Source organism: Paenibacillus sp. DMB20 (assembly GCF_000987955.1).
Taxonomy (GTDB): Bacteria; Bacillota; Bacilli; order Paenibacillales; family Paenibacillaceae; genus Paenibacillus_AQ.
The window spans coordinates 270,760-284,828 of sequence record NZ_LAZU01000032.1 but is presented as its reverse complement, the minus strand read 5'-3'; the positions used below and the strand labels follow the sequence as shown (position 1 = coordinate 284,828).

Below are 14,069 nucleotides of genomic sequence, written 5' to 3'. Positions count from 1 at the left end.
CGAAAGAGCTGTTTATCCAGCGGGGATATGCCGCTACCTCAATGGATGAGTTGGTTCGGTATATCGGAGTCAGCAAGGGAAGCATATACTACCATTTCAAGAGCAAAGAGGAGCTGTTTATTCAGCTGCTCGCCCGGCAAAACCGGGAGTGGATCAACGCCTGGATGGAGAAATCCAGCGTCTTTTCGAGTTTTGAAGAGAAGGTATACGGCATAGCCGATCATATGGTGGATGATTTTCAGAATCCGCTCGTTAAGGTAGGGGAAGAGTTCTATATCAGCCAGCCGGAGAACCAAGACCTGCTGAACCAGATTTTGCAGATAATGCAAGGGCCGCGGATGCTTTACCGGGACATTTTTGCCGAGGCTGCAAAAGAAGGGCTTCTGCCGGAAGAGGATCTGGATGAGATCGCCGTCATTTTTTCCTCGATGCTGGACGGTCTGTCCACCTCGTATTATGAACGCTCCAGCGACGAGCTTCGCGTGTTATACCGGAGGAGCGTCGGTTATTTTCTATATGGCATACTAGATGCCAATAAAAGCAAGTAGACCTGAATGGGAAAGACCGGGGATATGAGTGAAAGCTTGATCGGTCGGAAGGCCTTATTTTTTGGAGTAAGGCTGCCCTTCCGTCGACACATACTAAACCGACTGGTCGGTTTGAAAAAATGAAGAAAGAATGAGGTACCCTATGAAACATCTGTTCTCAAATCGTTCGTTCGTCCTCCTGATGCTGTCGGATTTGCTCCAAAATGTCGGGATTTGGATTCGCAACATGGCATTGTTGTTTTTTATTATGGAAAAAAGCGGAGGAGACCCGGTCGCGGTCTCCTTGATCACCGTCATTGAATATGCTCCGATTTTTCTGTTTTCCATCGTAGGCGGCGTTTTGGCCGACCGGTGGCGCCCCAAACGGACGATGCTGTGGGGGGATATCCTAAGTTTTCTGTCCGTACTGCTTATCTTTTTTGTCGTCGCTGCAGGTTATTGGCAGGCCGTCTTTGTCGTAACGCTGGTATCGGCGATCGTCTCCCAGTTTTCGCAGCCGTCCTCCATGAAAATCATCAAACGGTGCTTGCCTGACGAACATGTTCCAGCCGCCACGGCTTTGTCGCAAACGATGATGTCGCTCTTTGTGATTGCAGGCCCGATTGCGGGCACCGCGATTTTCCAGTCGTTTGGCCTGGAAGCTTCGCTTCTCAGCCTGTTGGCCGTTTTTGGAGGCTCGGCCCTTCTCGTGGCTTGCATTCCGTCTTCCATCGATAGTTCAGTGGACGGCTCCGCCGAAGAAAAGAGCTCTTTCGTGAAGGAGCTGCGCGAGGGAATGTCTTATGTTGGAGCCAGCCGGATGTTGAAATTCATGCTGATTATTTATGTGATCCTTGCGCTCGGATCGGGACTGATTCAGCCGCTGGATATATTTGTCGTAACGAACCGCCTTCACCTGGACATGACCGGCGTGCAGTGGTTCACGGCGTTGGAGGGCTTCGGCATGCTGGTCGGGGGCGTTACGGCGGCCGTTATTGCCGGACGGCTGAAAGGCTCGGTGCTATTGTTCAGCGGGTTGGCATTTCTGGGGGTGTCTACCTTTGTCGAGGTCCTTTCCGTTTGGCCGCTGCTGACAGGGACCCTGCGGTTCCTTACGGGGTTCCTTCTGGCACTGGCCCAGACGGCCTTGACGGCGGTCATGATCCGGCAGGTCGACGAGAAATTCGTAGGCAGACTGAACGGCCTGATGACTCCGGCATTTACCGCGATGCTTCTGATCGGGTCCGGAAGCACGGGCGTGTTTATGGCCTCCACTTCGATATTCGCGGTGTACTTCACCGCCGGGATCCTTTTCCTGATGGCATCGCTTATCAGCCTCAGGCTTCCTTTCTCGGCCGAGCCGGCTTCTACTGCTTCGCCTGCGGTGAGGGAAATTTGAAAACTTTCGCAGGTGAGGGACACTGATAATAAAAGGGACTGCCTCGTTCAGGCCGGATGATCCGGCTTTGGGAGGAGTCCCTTTTTCGTTGGATTCAAATCCGGATGCGCCTACAGCAGCAAGATCATACCCTGCGATACCGAAATGAGGCAAGAAGAGATTCAAACGTGACATAGTTTACGTTGCAAAAAACGAGGATGCGTTAGAATAAAAAAAAAACGTCTTTATCGACGTACTTTCAACGTCGACAGACCGCATGAGCGGAAGCTCTTTTCGTGCTATCGGAATGAAGGGAACTTTCGACGCTTGACCTTTTGATATTATGAAATAAAAATAGACTATTTTCAGAAAATAACGCCGCCGCTGGGAAATAGAGAAAACAGTAAAAGGGGATGGAGAGATGGCATACTATAAACCGCATCAAATCGCGGAAATTACGGTAGAAAACGGGGTGAAAAAGGCGCATAACCGCCTGCCCGCGGTACTGATTCTCGGCTTTTTGGCAGGGGCGTTTATCGCGCTCGGTTTTCTGCTCGATATCCGGGTTATTGCCGGCATGCCGAAGGAATGGGGCGGGCTGCCCGGATTTATCGGGGCCGCGCTGTTCCCGGTCGGGCTCATACTGGTGCTTCTGGCGGGGGGAGAGCTTCTTACAGGCAACATGATGGCCGTTTCCCTGGCCAAGGCGGCCAAGCGCATCTCCTGGGGCGAGCTGTTCAAAAACCTGGCGCTGATCACGGTCAGCAATTTTATGGGCGCCTTGTTTGTCGCTTACTTTTTCGGCCACGTCGTCGGTTTGACCGGCAGCGGCGTTTATCTCGACAAGCTGGTGGATATGGCGGGACACAAGCTGGATGACGGGTTTTTCCAAGCCTTTATTTCGGGGATCGGCTGCAACTGGCTCGTAGCGCTTGCGGTGTGGCTTTCTTACGGGTCCGAGCAGATGAGCGGCAAAATCCTGGGCATCTGGTTCCCGACGATGGCGTTTGTCGCCATTGGATTTCAGCACGTGGTGGCCAACATGTTTCTGATTCCGGCGGCCATTTTTGAGGGCTATTACAGCTGGGGCGAGTATTTGAAAAACTTTGTTCCGGTATGGCTCGGCAATATGACAGGCGGAGCCGTGTTTGTGGCGTTGGCCTACTGGACGGTTTATTTAAAGGACGCCAAACCGGCGGGCGCAAAAGGCGCAGCTTCACAGCCACCGGCCAAGGCCCAAGCTTACCAAGCGGAAGCGGCAGCCTCCATGACTCAAAAGCACGCTTAGAATCGCATGAAAATACGGCGTTAAGCAGCTTGACTACAGCGGCTTCGCGCCATCATCATAAAAAAAACGCCTATCGACGTACATTTTCAAAGAAGCAAGACCGCATTTAGCGGAAGTTTTTTCTTGCGATACAGTATTCCATATCTATAATAAATTCGCCATGCCGGGTCTCGGGGGAAGAAACGCGGCATGGCGAATTTTTTTGGGAGTGGTCCATGATACGGCATCAAAGAGGAAGGGTCTGGGTTCCTCTTCGCTGCTCTTGTTACGAATTTACCCGGCCTCCGGTGAAGTGAAACACCTTTAAACAATATTTTTTGAGAAAATCAAAATCGCCCCACGTTCCAACGCCCGCGTCCGGTAATCCGGCCTTTAAGCACGTGGTCCTCGGGGGTGATGAGTTCCGCCGCCTTTACGCGAAACGTTCTTCGCTTTAAGATAAAGGGAACGGATATGACCATCATCAAAGGGGAGAAGGCGAAAATGATAGAGGAGTTAAACGGCGTGTTTCCTGCGGTCTGTCCGCTCGACTGCCCGGATACCTGCGGGCTGTTGCTGCATAAGAAGGATGGAAAAATCGTTAAAGTTGCGGGCAATCCCGATCATCCCGTTACGCAGGGCGCGATTTGCAATAAGGTACGGAACATGGCGGAACGGGTATACCATCCGGAGCGGCTTTTGCATCCCCTGCGGCGGACAGGTCCGAAGGGCGAAGGGGCCTTTGAGCGGATCAGCTGGGATGAGGCCATTCAAGAAATTACGGAGCGCTTTAAGGCGCTGTCCGAGGAATATGGACCCGAGAGTATTTTGCCTTACAGTTTTTACGGTAACATGGGTGTACTCAGCGTAGACGGCATGGATCGCCGCTTCTTCAACGCCCTGGGTTCGAGCAAGCTGAAGCAGAGCATCTGCAATTCCGCAGGCACTGCCGGCTGGAAGTCGGTCATGGGCTTTAACGGCGGCACGATCCCGGAGGAAACGGTTCACGCGGATGTCATTATTGTCTGGGGCGGAAACATTGTCAGCACGAACATGCACCAGGTGGTGTTGACGGAGAAGGCGCGAAAGAACGGGGCTCGGGTCGTGGTCATCGATGTGCACCGGAATCAGACCGGGCAGTGGGCGGACTGGTTTATCCCCCTTCACCCCGGAACGGATGCGGCCCTTGCCGTGGGGATCATGCATATTCTGTTCCGGGACGGTCTCGTCAATGAAGAGTTCATGCGGCGGTACACCCTGGGCCACGAGGAACTGCGGACCCATGTGAAGGAATATACGCCGGAATATGTTTCTTCCGTTACAGGCATTCCGGCGGAGGATATTGAAAGGCTGGCCGCCATGTACGGCGGGGCGGAAGCGGCCTATATCCATATCGGAAACGGGCTGCAGCATCATGATAACGGCGGTTTGGCCGTGAGAAGCATCGCCTGCCTGCCGGCCCTCACCGACCATTGGCTGAAGCGCGGCGGCGGGGCGTCGAAATCGAACGGCGGCTATAACAGCATGAACGACGAAGCCCTGGAACGGCCGGATCTGCGGCCGAACCCCGAGGCGCGGACAATTAATATGAACCGGATCGGCGAGGCGCTCGCGATGACGGACAAGCCGATCAAGGCGCTGTTCGTCTACTGCAGCAATCCGCTGGTCGTAGCGCCTGATACCGAACGGGTGCAGAGCGGATTTGCCAGGGAAGACCTGTTTACGGTCGTGCATGACCTGTTTATGACGGATACCGCCAAATATGCGGACATCGTGCTGCCGGCGACGTCATCTTTTGAAAACACCGATGTGTACAGCTCTTATTGGCATCAGTACATTCAACTGCAGGAGCCGGTCATCCCGAAAGTCGGCGAGGGCAAAAGCAATGTGGAGCTGTTTTCCCTGTTGGGACGGGCCATGGGCTTTAACGATGCGGCATTCTCCGAAACCGAGGAGGACATGATCGCGCGTGCGCTGGATCATCCCGCCAATCCCTACCTGAACGGGGTTACCCTGAGCGGTCTGAAGGAGTTTCGTTACGTGAAGCTGGATATGACGCCTTATGCTTCCTATCTGGACAATCTCCCGACGCCGTCGGGACGGATCGAGCTGTATTCCGCCGCCTTGGAAAAAGCCGGGCTGCCGTCGCTCCCGACCTATGTGCCGCTGAAGGAAGGCTATGACGGAATCCGCCGCGGGCGGGGGCGGAAGTATCCGCTGATGTTCATCTCGCCGCCAAACCATAATTTTTTGAATTCAACGTTCGCTAACGTGCCGAAGCATCAAAAGCTTGAAAAAGAGCCGTTTTTGCAAATCCATCCGGAGGATGCGGAGGAGCGCGGCATTCACGACGGCGATGAAGTGACCGTATGCAACGACCGCGGAACGTACGAGGTGCGTGCCAAGGTGACGGCCAAAATGCTGCCCGGCACGGTTGTCAGCCAAGGTCTCTGGTGGGAAAGCGAGGGCCGCAAGCAGCGGGCCAACGCCCTAACCTCGGACAGGCTGGCCGACCTTGGCCAAGGTGCCACCTTCTTTTCTACGGTGGTTGAGGTTAAACGGAAATAGATTGGGTTCGGTCGGAACCGGAGATCGAGCACCCAATCCATCTCCCGGAACATGGCACATATAGCTTTGCAATAATTTAAAACCGTCAGGGGAACGAAGCATTCGATGAATTCCTGACGGTTTTCTTCAAATATGTGCTATTTGCGGCTACGGACTGTCCTGCGGGTTGATAAAACCTCGGGGCAGTTTTTATTTTTTCAGGATGCGTGAACCGCTAAACGTCCTGTAGAAGTATAAAAAATCAGTTTTTTGTTATATAGTTTGAACTATTTTCCAAATGTAGAATGATCTTRGGTCCSGTGCAGCTGAAAGAGGATACTGCCGAAGCGCTGAAGCATTTTGATGAGATCAGGGAGGCCGTTCCGGAAATAACGGGAGCGGATACGTACTTAACAGGCAATACGGCTGTGTTTGCGGATATGAACGAGGCGGTAAAAAAAGATATCTTCCGCGCGGAATTGATCGGCATGCCGCTTGCCTTGATCATCCTGTTGCTTGTCTTCCGCACGGTGACGGCAGCTGTCCTGCCGCTCATTGCGGGCCTGGTCAGCGTATCGGTAACCATGGGCGCCCTTTACTTTGGCGCGGCTCTCGACGGCGCCATCAGCAACTTTTTGCCGAATGTGGTCACCATGCTCGGCCTCGCCGTCGGCATTGACTATGCGCTCTTTGTGGTCAGCCGGTTTAGGGAGGAAATCGCACGGGCCGATGGGCATACGGAACGGGCGGTGGCAGTTTCCTGCGCCACGGCCGGGAAGGCGGTCATATTTTCGGGGGCTGCGGTATGGATCGGCTTTTTGGCGATGGCCATGATCGAACTGCCGATCTTCAAATCCTTCAGCATGGGTGGGATCACGGTGGTGCTCGTGTCCGTTCTTGCCGCGAATACCCTGCTGCCTGCGCTGCTGGGCATGCTGGGACCGCGGATCGATTCCCTGCCGCTTTGGGGCAGAAGCGCGGCAGACCCGGTTTCCGGACAAGCTCGGGGAGCATGGCGCAAAATTTCGGCATTCGTCATGGCCCGCCCCGTGGTTATTTCTGCTGCGGTCATTGCTCTGCTATTGCTTACCATGCTGCCCGTCAAATCGATGAAGGCCGGTATTCCGGCGGCGGAGGTGCTTCCGCCTTCTTATGATTCCAGGTACGGATTCGAGCTGCTGAAGCAGGCTTATGACGAGCGCGAACTGAGTCCCATTATCGTGGCGGCCGAGCTCCCGGATGCGTATGGGACACCGCAAAGCATACAAGCCGTGAAAACTTACATGGATCAGGTGCGCCGTCTGCCCGAGGTTCACCGAGTGGAGAGCTACGTGAGTTTGACCAGGGGAACGGCAGAGGAGTCAGCGGATTACATAACGCGTCCACACATCCGGGAGCAGCTTGAAAAATATCATGTGGTGAGGGACCGAATGGCCGCGATTGCCGTCGTCCCCAAAAATGGCGATGCCGATGATGCAACGCAGGCGCTGGTCGCCGGGCTGCGGAAGATGGAAACTCCGGGCCTCCGGACTTATATAACGGGCAATCCGCCTTATAAACTGGATATTTTGCAGGAGATGAAGAAGGGGATTCCTTCCGTGCTGCTGTTTGTGTTTATTACAACCTATATCATCCTGTTTGCGGCCTTCCGGTCCGTTATTCTTCCGTTGAAGGCGGTGGTGATGAACGTCCTCAGTCTCGGCGCGGGACTCGGCATCGTGGTGCGGGTGTTTCAGGAAGGCGCCGGCGCAGGCTGGCTCGGCGTGTCGCATACGGGCTCGATTTTTGCTTTGCTGCCGATCCTCATATTTTGCGTGGTCTTCGGGATTTCGATGGATTATGAAGTGATCCTGCTGTCCCGGATCAAGGAAAGCTATCAAGCAACCGGCGACAACGAGCTGAGTACGGCGGAAGGGTTGGAAAAAACGGGAGGCATGATCACCAGCGCAGCTTTGATTCTTGCGGTCGTCGTGGGCGCTTTCATCTTCACCGACAACGAGGTGATGAAAGCGATCGGGCTTGGCCTGACCGCAGCCGTGCTGTTGGATGCCACGGTGGTCCGGATTCTGCTGGTTCCGGCGTTCATGAAGCTGCTAGGCAGAGCCAATTGGTGGAGTCCCGCCTGGCTGTTCCCCTCCCGCAAGCGGCGCGACGGAGAATCTTTTCGGGAAGACCCGGTCTGATGAGCAGTTAGGAACAGCGTGACTACAGGAGTCGGCTTTTCGCGTATGGTATAATGGTGAAACGGCGTGCCTGCACCATGTGCAAGCAACATATAGATCGATTGTAATTGGAACATTCGGTTAATAAAAGAAATAAAGGTGGAAAACAATGAGTAATACAGCAAAGTCGAACCAACCCGTCTTAAAGCGGATTTCTCCCAGTTATGATCCTTGGGATCCGATCGTTTCCCTGCGCCAGCATGGGCGGCATGTACTGACCAGCGTAGAGATGACGGTTACCCATCTGTGCAACATGCGCTGCGAGCACTGCGCGGTAGGCGATATGCTGGTGATGAAGGAAGCGCCGATGCTTCCTCTGGATATCATGCTGAAGCGGCTGGACGAAGTGGAACATCTGCAGACGATCAGCATTACGGGCGGGGAGCCTGCTTTCCTGGGAAAAACGGTGGACAACGTTATCGTACCGCTGTTCAAATATGCCAAAGAACGGGGCATCCGCACGCAGATCAACTCCAATCTGACATTGGACATCGCACGATACGAGAAGATGCTGCCATATCTGGATGTGATGCATATCTCGTTCAACTATCTAAACGGGGATGACTTTCACGAGGTCGGTTTTGCCAACAGCGGTCATCCGGTATCTAAAGAAGCGGCCTATCGTCTGTACGACACCATGATGGTCAATGCCGAAAAGCTAAGCCGTGAGGGGATGTTTATCTCGGCCGAATCGATGATCAACTACCGGACCCATGCCAAGCTGGACGGAATCCACGAGCTGATCCGGCAGATGGGCTGCCGGCGGCATGAGGTCCATCCGATGTATGCTTCGAACTTTGCCGCTTCGCTGCCCGTATTGTCTTTGAACGATATGAAGACGGCCATTCATCGGCTGCTGGATGTCCGGGATCCGGACATATGGATGCTGTTCGGCACGCTGCCGTTTTTCTCCTGCAGCAGCGACGGGAGCGATCAGGAGCTGATCCGTCGTCTTCGCTCCGAGCGGAACGTAACGGTTCGCAATGATCCCGACGGACGGAACCGGGTCAACGTCAATCTGTTTTCGGGCGACGTTTACGTGACCGACTTTGCGGATATTCCTCCTTTTGGAAACATCAAAGAGCAGAAGCTGGATGATATATTTACGGCATGGTCGACGGATCATCCGCTGAATCAGACGGTGAACTGCCATTGTGACGCCGCAAACTGCTGCGGTCCGAATCTTCTCGTTGCGGATATGTACTATAAGGGCATTGATTTTAAAACGAGAAGAGCTTTGACAAACTAGAATCCGGAAAGAAGGCGTATGGCAATGGAGGAGTTTGAGGTCGGGAAACTGATTTTGAATTTGCTCTTGGTATTTCTGCTTGTTCTGTTAAACGGCGTGTTCGTAGCCGCGGAATTTTCACTCGTCAAGATGCGCCAGTCCCGGCTTACCCAACTGGTCAGCGAGGGCAACATGCTTGCCGGCGTGGCCCTGAAGGTCAACAGGAAGCTGGATGCCTATTTATCCGCAACACAGCTTGGAATTACGCTGACGTCGCTTGGACTCGGCTGGATCGGGGAACCCGCGATCTCGGAACTCCTGGTGGAGCCTTTGATGCACAAATTGGGAATGACCGATCAGGTATTGATTTCGTCCATTTCGGTAGCGGTCGGCTTCTGCATCATTACGTTTCTGCATATAGTATTGGGAGAGCTTGCCCCGAAGTCACTGGCGATTCAGCGGACGGAAGGAACGGCACTGCTGTTGTCCGCTCCGCTGCTCTGGTTTTACCGCCTGTTCCTTCCGGTCATTTGGCTCCTGAATAAATCCGCCAACGGGATTTTGCGTATGGTTGGCATTCAGCCGGTGAGCGAGGCGGAAGCGGCCCATTCGGAAGAAGAGATTCGCATTCTGATGAACGAGAGCGCCAAGAGCGGCGTCATCGACGAGAATGAAATGAAACTGATGGACAACCTTTTCGATTTTTCCGATCTGCTGGCCAGAGAGATCATGCTGCCGCGGACGGATATGGACGTCTTGTACGCCAATCTTCCGCTGGAAGAGAATCTGAGAATCATGAACGAAACAAAGCACTCCCGTTATCCCGTTGCCGTGGAGGACAAGGACCGGATTATCGGATTTATCCACATAACCGATTTGCTTATGGCCGATCCGGAGCAGCAGAAGAATCTGGCTTCATTGGTCAGGCCCATCATGGACGTGCCGGAATCGATGGAGATCAGCCACGTGCTTCGCCTGATGCAGAAGAGGCATGAGCAGCTTGCGCTGGTCGTCGACGAGTACGGCGGAACGGCGGGGATTCTGACGGCGGAGAAGATCCTTGAGGAAATCGTCGGCGATATATATGACGAGTTCGAGGACGAGCGTCCGGAGGTGGAGATCCGAGGGGACGTCATTTCCGTCGACGGCCGGATGCTCATTGAAGACGTGAACGATCTGACGGGGGTTGTCATTGAAGAGCAGAAGGTGGACTCCATCGGGGGATGGTTGTTTAAAGAGCTGGAAGGAAACCCGGCCAAAGGCAAAAAGATCGTTTTTGACGGCGTGACCTTCGAGGTTGAGGAATCTTCCCGCCTCCGCGTGACCCGGGTCATTATTCATAAAAAGCGCGCAGGAACCCCAACAGGAAATACGGATCAATAGGGTAGGGATTACGATAGGTGAGGAAGTGAGTTATGTCCGGGAAACAGTTGGTTTTTATCGCGCTGGGGCTTTTCTTGATTTATGGAATGTTTACCGTAGGGGCACCGTTTCTGTTGGCGCTGATCCTTGCCATCTCCTTGGAGCCGTTTAACCGTCTATTAATGAAAAGGGCACGGATGAACCGTGCCGCTGCTGTAACGATCACGAACACGCTGTTTCTGTTTCTGCTGATGCTGGTCGTTTACCTGATGGGACTTCAGGCTTTTGCCCAGCTGGTGGAATACTGGAGCAAGGCTCCGCAGTATTTTAAGGGGGCCAACCAGTTTTTGCAGCATACGATCATCCAGGCAGAGGACATGCTGAACGGCATATCGCCGGGTCTTGCGGACAGCCTGACATCTTTCATGTCGAATATTTCCTCTTACCTGGAGTCTTTGGTTAACACATTGTCGTCCACGTTTTTGTCCTTTGCCAAAATGCTGCCCAATCTGTTTGTAACGTCCATCGTATTTTTTGTGGCGCTCTATTTGTTCAGCTTCAGCCTGGACACCATGCGGAACAGCGTCCTGTCTTTTTTTTGACGAATCGTCGCAAAGCCAGGTGGACGAAGTGCTGGGCAGCCTGAAAAAATCGATATTCGGCTTTTTGCGGGCCCAGCTCATCCTCAGCGCGTTTACCTATGTGATTACGTTGACGGGACTTCTCGTGCTGGGAGTCAATTATCCGCTGGCCATCGCGCTTCTGGTTACGATCGTGGACATTTTGCCGATCCTCGGCGTAGGGTCCGTACTCGTGCCGTGGGCCATCTATCTGTTGGTCGTCGGCGATTACTTCACGGGCATTGGCCTGATCCTCCTGTTTATCCTCATCACGGTCATCCGCCGCGTGCTGGAACCGAAAGTGATCGGGGATGCCGTCGGAATCGGCGCGCTCCCCGCCTTGATCAGCATGTACGTCGGGTTTAAGCTGGTCGGGGTGATCGGTTTTTTTTATCGGCCCGTTGGTCATTATCTTGTATTCGGCAATGCGCAAGGCCGGCTTATTCCAGATCAAAATCAAGTTTTAATAACGACGAAAACCCTTTTTTTCCGTGAACCGTGCGGGAAAATGGGTTTTTTTCTGTTTCCGGAGTTCATTTTCCGGGCGGATGACATATGTTAGTTACGAAGAGCGAACGCATTGCCCCTTAACCGAATTCAAAAGAAGGAGGAATCCGATATGAAACCGAACGCCGAGGAACGCGTGTATGTCCCGTACCGCAGTCCGTTTGACCCTTGCCCTCCGCTGCCATACAGATCCTACGTAGTGCCCGTGAACCAGTATATTGTGTTTCAGCCGGCCGGTCTCCCGCAGTTCAGCCCGGCGGAAGCGTTGAAACACGGAACATTGTGGCCTTCTCTCTACAGTCCTTACGAATCCCGAAAACTGAAAGGAGAGTAGATCATGGAAGAAGTAAGACCACAGGCCGGCGACCCCCGGTATTATGAACTTTTAGAGCAGCTTCAGGCTATTGATTTCGTGCTGGTCGAGCTGAATTTGTACCTGAATACCCATCCGGATGACCTAAAAAGCATTGAGCAGTACAACAAACTTGCGCAGGAGCGCATGATGCTCGCCAAACAGTTCGAAGAACTGTACGGACCTCTGATGAATTTCGGGCACGCTTTTTCGAGGCATCCTTTCGAATGGCCCAAGACCCCGTGGCCCTGGCAGGTGTAACGGTGACGCAGGCTGGACGCTTTCGGCCGAAGCGGTCTGCCGGCAGCCGCTAAAACTAGCCCAATATAAGGAGGCGTTGGTATCCCATGTGGGTGTATGAAAAAAAAACTGCAGTATCCCGTAAGAGTCAGCAAGTGCGATCCCATGATGGCGAAGTTTCTGATCGAGCAATACGGCGGAGCGGATGGGGAATTAGCGGCGGCTTTGCGTTATTTGAATCAGCGGTATACGATTCCCGATAAGGTGATCGGCGTGTTGAACGATATCGGGACCGAGGAATTCGCCCACCTGGAAATGATCGCAACCATGGTATATAAGCTCACCAAGGATGCCACCGTGGAGCAGCTCGAGGCCGCCGGCTTGGGTCCTCACTATGCAAACCATGACAAGGCTTTGTTTTACGAAAATGCGGGGGGCGTGCCGTGGACGGCAACCTATATTCAAGCCAAAGGCGATCCGATCGCGGATTTGTACGAGGACATCGCGGCAGAGGAGAAGGCACGCGCTACATACCAATGGCTGATCGACATGACGGACGACGTGGACCTTCAGGACGGCCTGAAATTTTTGCGGGAGCGGGAGATCATCCATGCCATCCGGTTCAGGGAAGCGGTGGAGATCATCAAAGAGGACCGCGATAAGAAAAAGATTTTTTGATGGACTTGTTTGCAAAAGAGATAAATCATATTCCCAAGCATTTGGAAATATGAAGACCATGCTGGCTAAGGGCTGCATGGTCTTTTTTTACTTTTCATTTGCATCTGAAACGATGAACCAAAGGCCAAATAATTCTTCTGACCCCCTAAATGTATATTTAATTCCATTACGTGTAGTCGATTTTCTCAGTTTGGTAACGTCAACACCTTTTGAAAGCAATCCTATATCCCGAAGTACCCCTGCACGTCCCTCTGATGTTAAATCTGGATTCGTGGAAGCGATCAATAATCCGATGGTTAACAACATATCCGTTCCGGATTGCGGGCTGCCGTCTTCAGCGCCGACCATTGCTACCTCCCTCACACTTCCATCCAATTTATTTACACTACCCAGAAGATAAACATAATCACTTATTTTATAAGAAAAAGTATCCTGAAGGGCACCATCTTTAACTTTTATCTTTCCAAGTGTTATGTCTACGTTCAGTCTTTTGGCTGTAGAATTAAATGCCTTGCGGAAACCTTCAACATTCATCCCGATATCGCCTGGTTTTGAGCTTTGTTCAGTTTTCTTTTTTGGGTTTAGCTTTTTTTAGATGCGGGTTCCTTTTTTTAACTCCTCAAAGTCTTTTCCACCAAACGAAATATAAAGTTTTTCTTCTTTGAGGTCATTTTTTTTCAACAGCCTTGACCAATTCGTTGAATTTTTTCTTTATCTGGTCCAGTTATTTTTTTCTATCTGCTGCGATACTGGATCGGCTTGCTGCTTAGGACCATTTGAACATCCTAAGGCACCAGTGAGGAGCACTGCAATCACAGCCACAAACAGCCATTTTTGATAGGTCGGTTTTTTCAACTTGATTCCCCCAATTATGAGATAATATGACAAGCATAGTCTAACAGACCTAGGAAAATATTTCTATACAAGATAAGATAATAAAAGCCGCATCACACAACAGATGAACATATAATATTTGGAAGTAAACGAATGAATGTTATGAACGATAATGGTGCAGAAGAATTCGCCCACCTGGAAATGATCGCAACCATTTCCATCCAGGATCCTTTCATATGCGATGTGCTGATTTCGTCAAATATCCCTCTCTTATCGCTATGGGAGTGAGGTTATGGTTTGCGCGGGG

14 protein-coding genes and 1 pseudogene are annotated in these 14,069 nt (G+C 52.4%); 13 read left to right on the top strand and 2 right to left on the bottom strand.

Annotated features, from left to right (window positions below; genetic code table 11):
- The first annotated feature begins 41 nt into the window (after positions 1-41).
- From XI25_RS17100 to XI25_RS17050, 12 genes and pseudogenes are all read left to right on the top strand, one after another.
- On the top strand, positions 42-548 hold the full coding sequence (locus XI25_RS17100) for a TetR/AcrR family transcriptional regulator (protein ID WP_235439943.1): 507 nt from the start codon (positions 42-44) through the stop codon (positions 546-548).
- A 142-nt stretch (positions 549-690) separates the two neighbouring features.
- A complete protein-coding gene (locus XI25_RS17095) occupies positions 691-1,926 on the top strand; it encodes an MFS transporter (RefSeq protein ID WP_046677685.1) in 1,236 nt (411 codons plus the stop codon).
- A gap of 400 nt (positions 1,927-2,326) precedes the next feature.
- Positions 2,327-3,193 (top strand): formate/nitrite transporter family protein, encoded by an 867-nt coding sequence (locus XI25_RS17090; RefSeq protein WP_046677686.1) that lies wholly within the window; start codon positions 2,327-2,329, stop codon positions 3,191-3,193.
- A gap of 483 nt (positions 3,194-3,676) precedes the next feature.
- A complete protein-coding gene (locus tag XI25_RS17085) occupies positions 3,677-5,740 on the top strand; it encodes a molybdopterin-containing oxidoreductase family protein (protein ID WP_082112413.1) in 2,064 nt (687 codons plus the stop codon).
- A gap of 299 nt (positions 5,741-6,039) precedes the next feature.
- A complete protein-coding gene (locus XI25_RS17080; RefSeq protein WP_052759654.1) occupies positions 6,040-7,902 on the top strand; it encodes an MMPL family transporter in 1,863 nt (620 codons plus the stop codon).
- Between the two features lie 148 nt (positions 7,903-8,050).
- Positions 8,051-9,190 (top strand): radical SAM/CxCxxxxC motif protein YfkAB, encoded by a 1,140-nt coding sequence (yfkAB, locus tag XI25_RS17075; RefSeq protein ID WP_046678794.1) that lies wholly within the window; start codon positions 8,051-8,053, stop codon positions 9,188-9,190.
- A 24-nt stretch (positions 9,191-9,214) separates the two neighbouring features.
- Positions 9,215-10,552 carry a hemolysin family protein gene (locus tag XI25_RS17070; protein ID WP_046678795.1) on the top strand — a complete coding sequence of 446 codons (1,338 nt, stop codon included), beginning with the start codon at positions 9,215-9,217 and terminating at the stop codon, positions 10,550-10,552.
- Between the two features lie 32 nt (positions 10,553-10,584).
- A complete protein-coding gene (locus XI25_RS34885; protein ID WP_235439942.1) occupies positions 10,585-11,133 on the top strand; it encodes an AI-2E family transporter in 549 nt (182 codons plus the stop codon).
- Between the two features lie 28 nt (positions 11,134-11,161).
- Positions 11,162-11,713, top strand: coding sequence for an AI-2E family transporter (locus tag XI25_RS34880; protein ID WP_235439941.1), 552 nt, complete (start codon positions 11,162-11,164; stop codon positions 11,711-11,713).
- Positions 11,714-11,770: 57 nt separating this feature from the next.
- Positions 11,771-11,992 carry a spore coat associated protein CotJA gene (locus XI25_RS17060; protein ID WP_046678797.1) on the top strand — a complete coding sequence of 74 codons (222 nt, stop codon included), beginning with the start codon at positions 11,771-11,773 and terminating at the stop codon, positions 11,990-11,992.
- A 3-nt stretch (positions 11,993-11,995) separates the two neighbouring features.
- Positions 11,996-12,271: a spore coat protein CotJB gene (locus tag XI25_RS17055; RefSeq protein WP_046678798.1), complete on the top strand. Its 276-nt coding sequence runs from the start codon at positions 11,996-11,998 to the stop codon at positions 12,269-12,271.
- An 86-nt stretch (positions 12,272-12,357) separates the two neighbouring features.
- Positions 12,358-12,928 (top strand): annotated as a pseudogene (locus tag XI25_RS17050) (manganese catalase family protein).
- A gap of 87 nt (positions 12,929-13,015) precedes the next feature.
- Here XI25_RS17050 and XI25_RS17045 read toward each other — a convergent pair.
- Positions 13,016-13,462 carry a hypothetical protein gene (locus XI25_RS17045; RefSeq protein WP_046679530.1) on the bottom strand — a complete coding sequence of 149 codons (447 nt, stop codon included), beginning with the start codon at positions 13,460-13,462 and terminating at the stop codon, positions 13,016-13,018.
- Between the two features lie 177 nt (positions 13,463-13,639).
- Positions 13,640-13,783 (bottom strand): hypothetical protein, encoded by a 144-nt coding sequence (locus XI25_RS33410; protein ID WP_160308929.1) that lies wholly within the window; start codon positions 13,781-13,783, stop codon positions 13,640-13,642.
- A gap of 132 nt (positions 13,784-13,915) precedes the next feature.
- Here XI25_RS33410 and XI25_RS34875 point away from each other — a divergent pair, with 132 nt between their 5' ends.
- The gene (locus XI25_RS34875) at positions 13,916-14,050 is read left to right on the top strand and encodes a manganese catalase family protein (RefSeq protein WP_235439836.1); all 135 of its coding nucleotides are present in this window, start codon (positions 13,916-13,918) and stop codon (positions 14,048-14,050) included.
- The last annotated feature ends 19 nt before the right edge of the window (positions 14,051-14,069 follow it).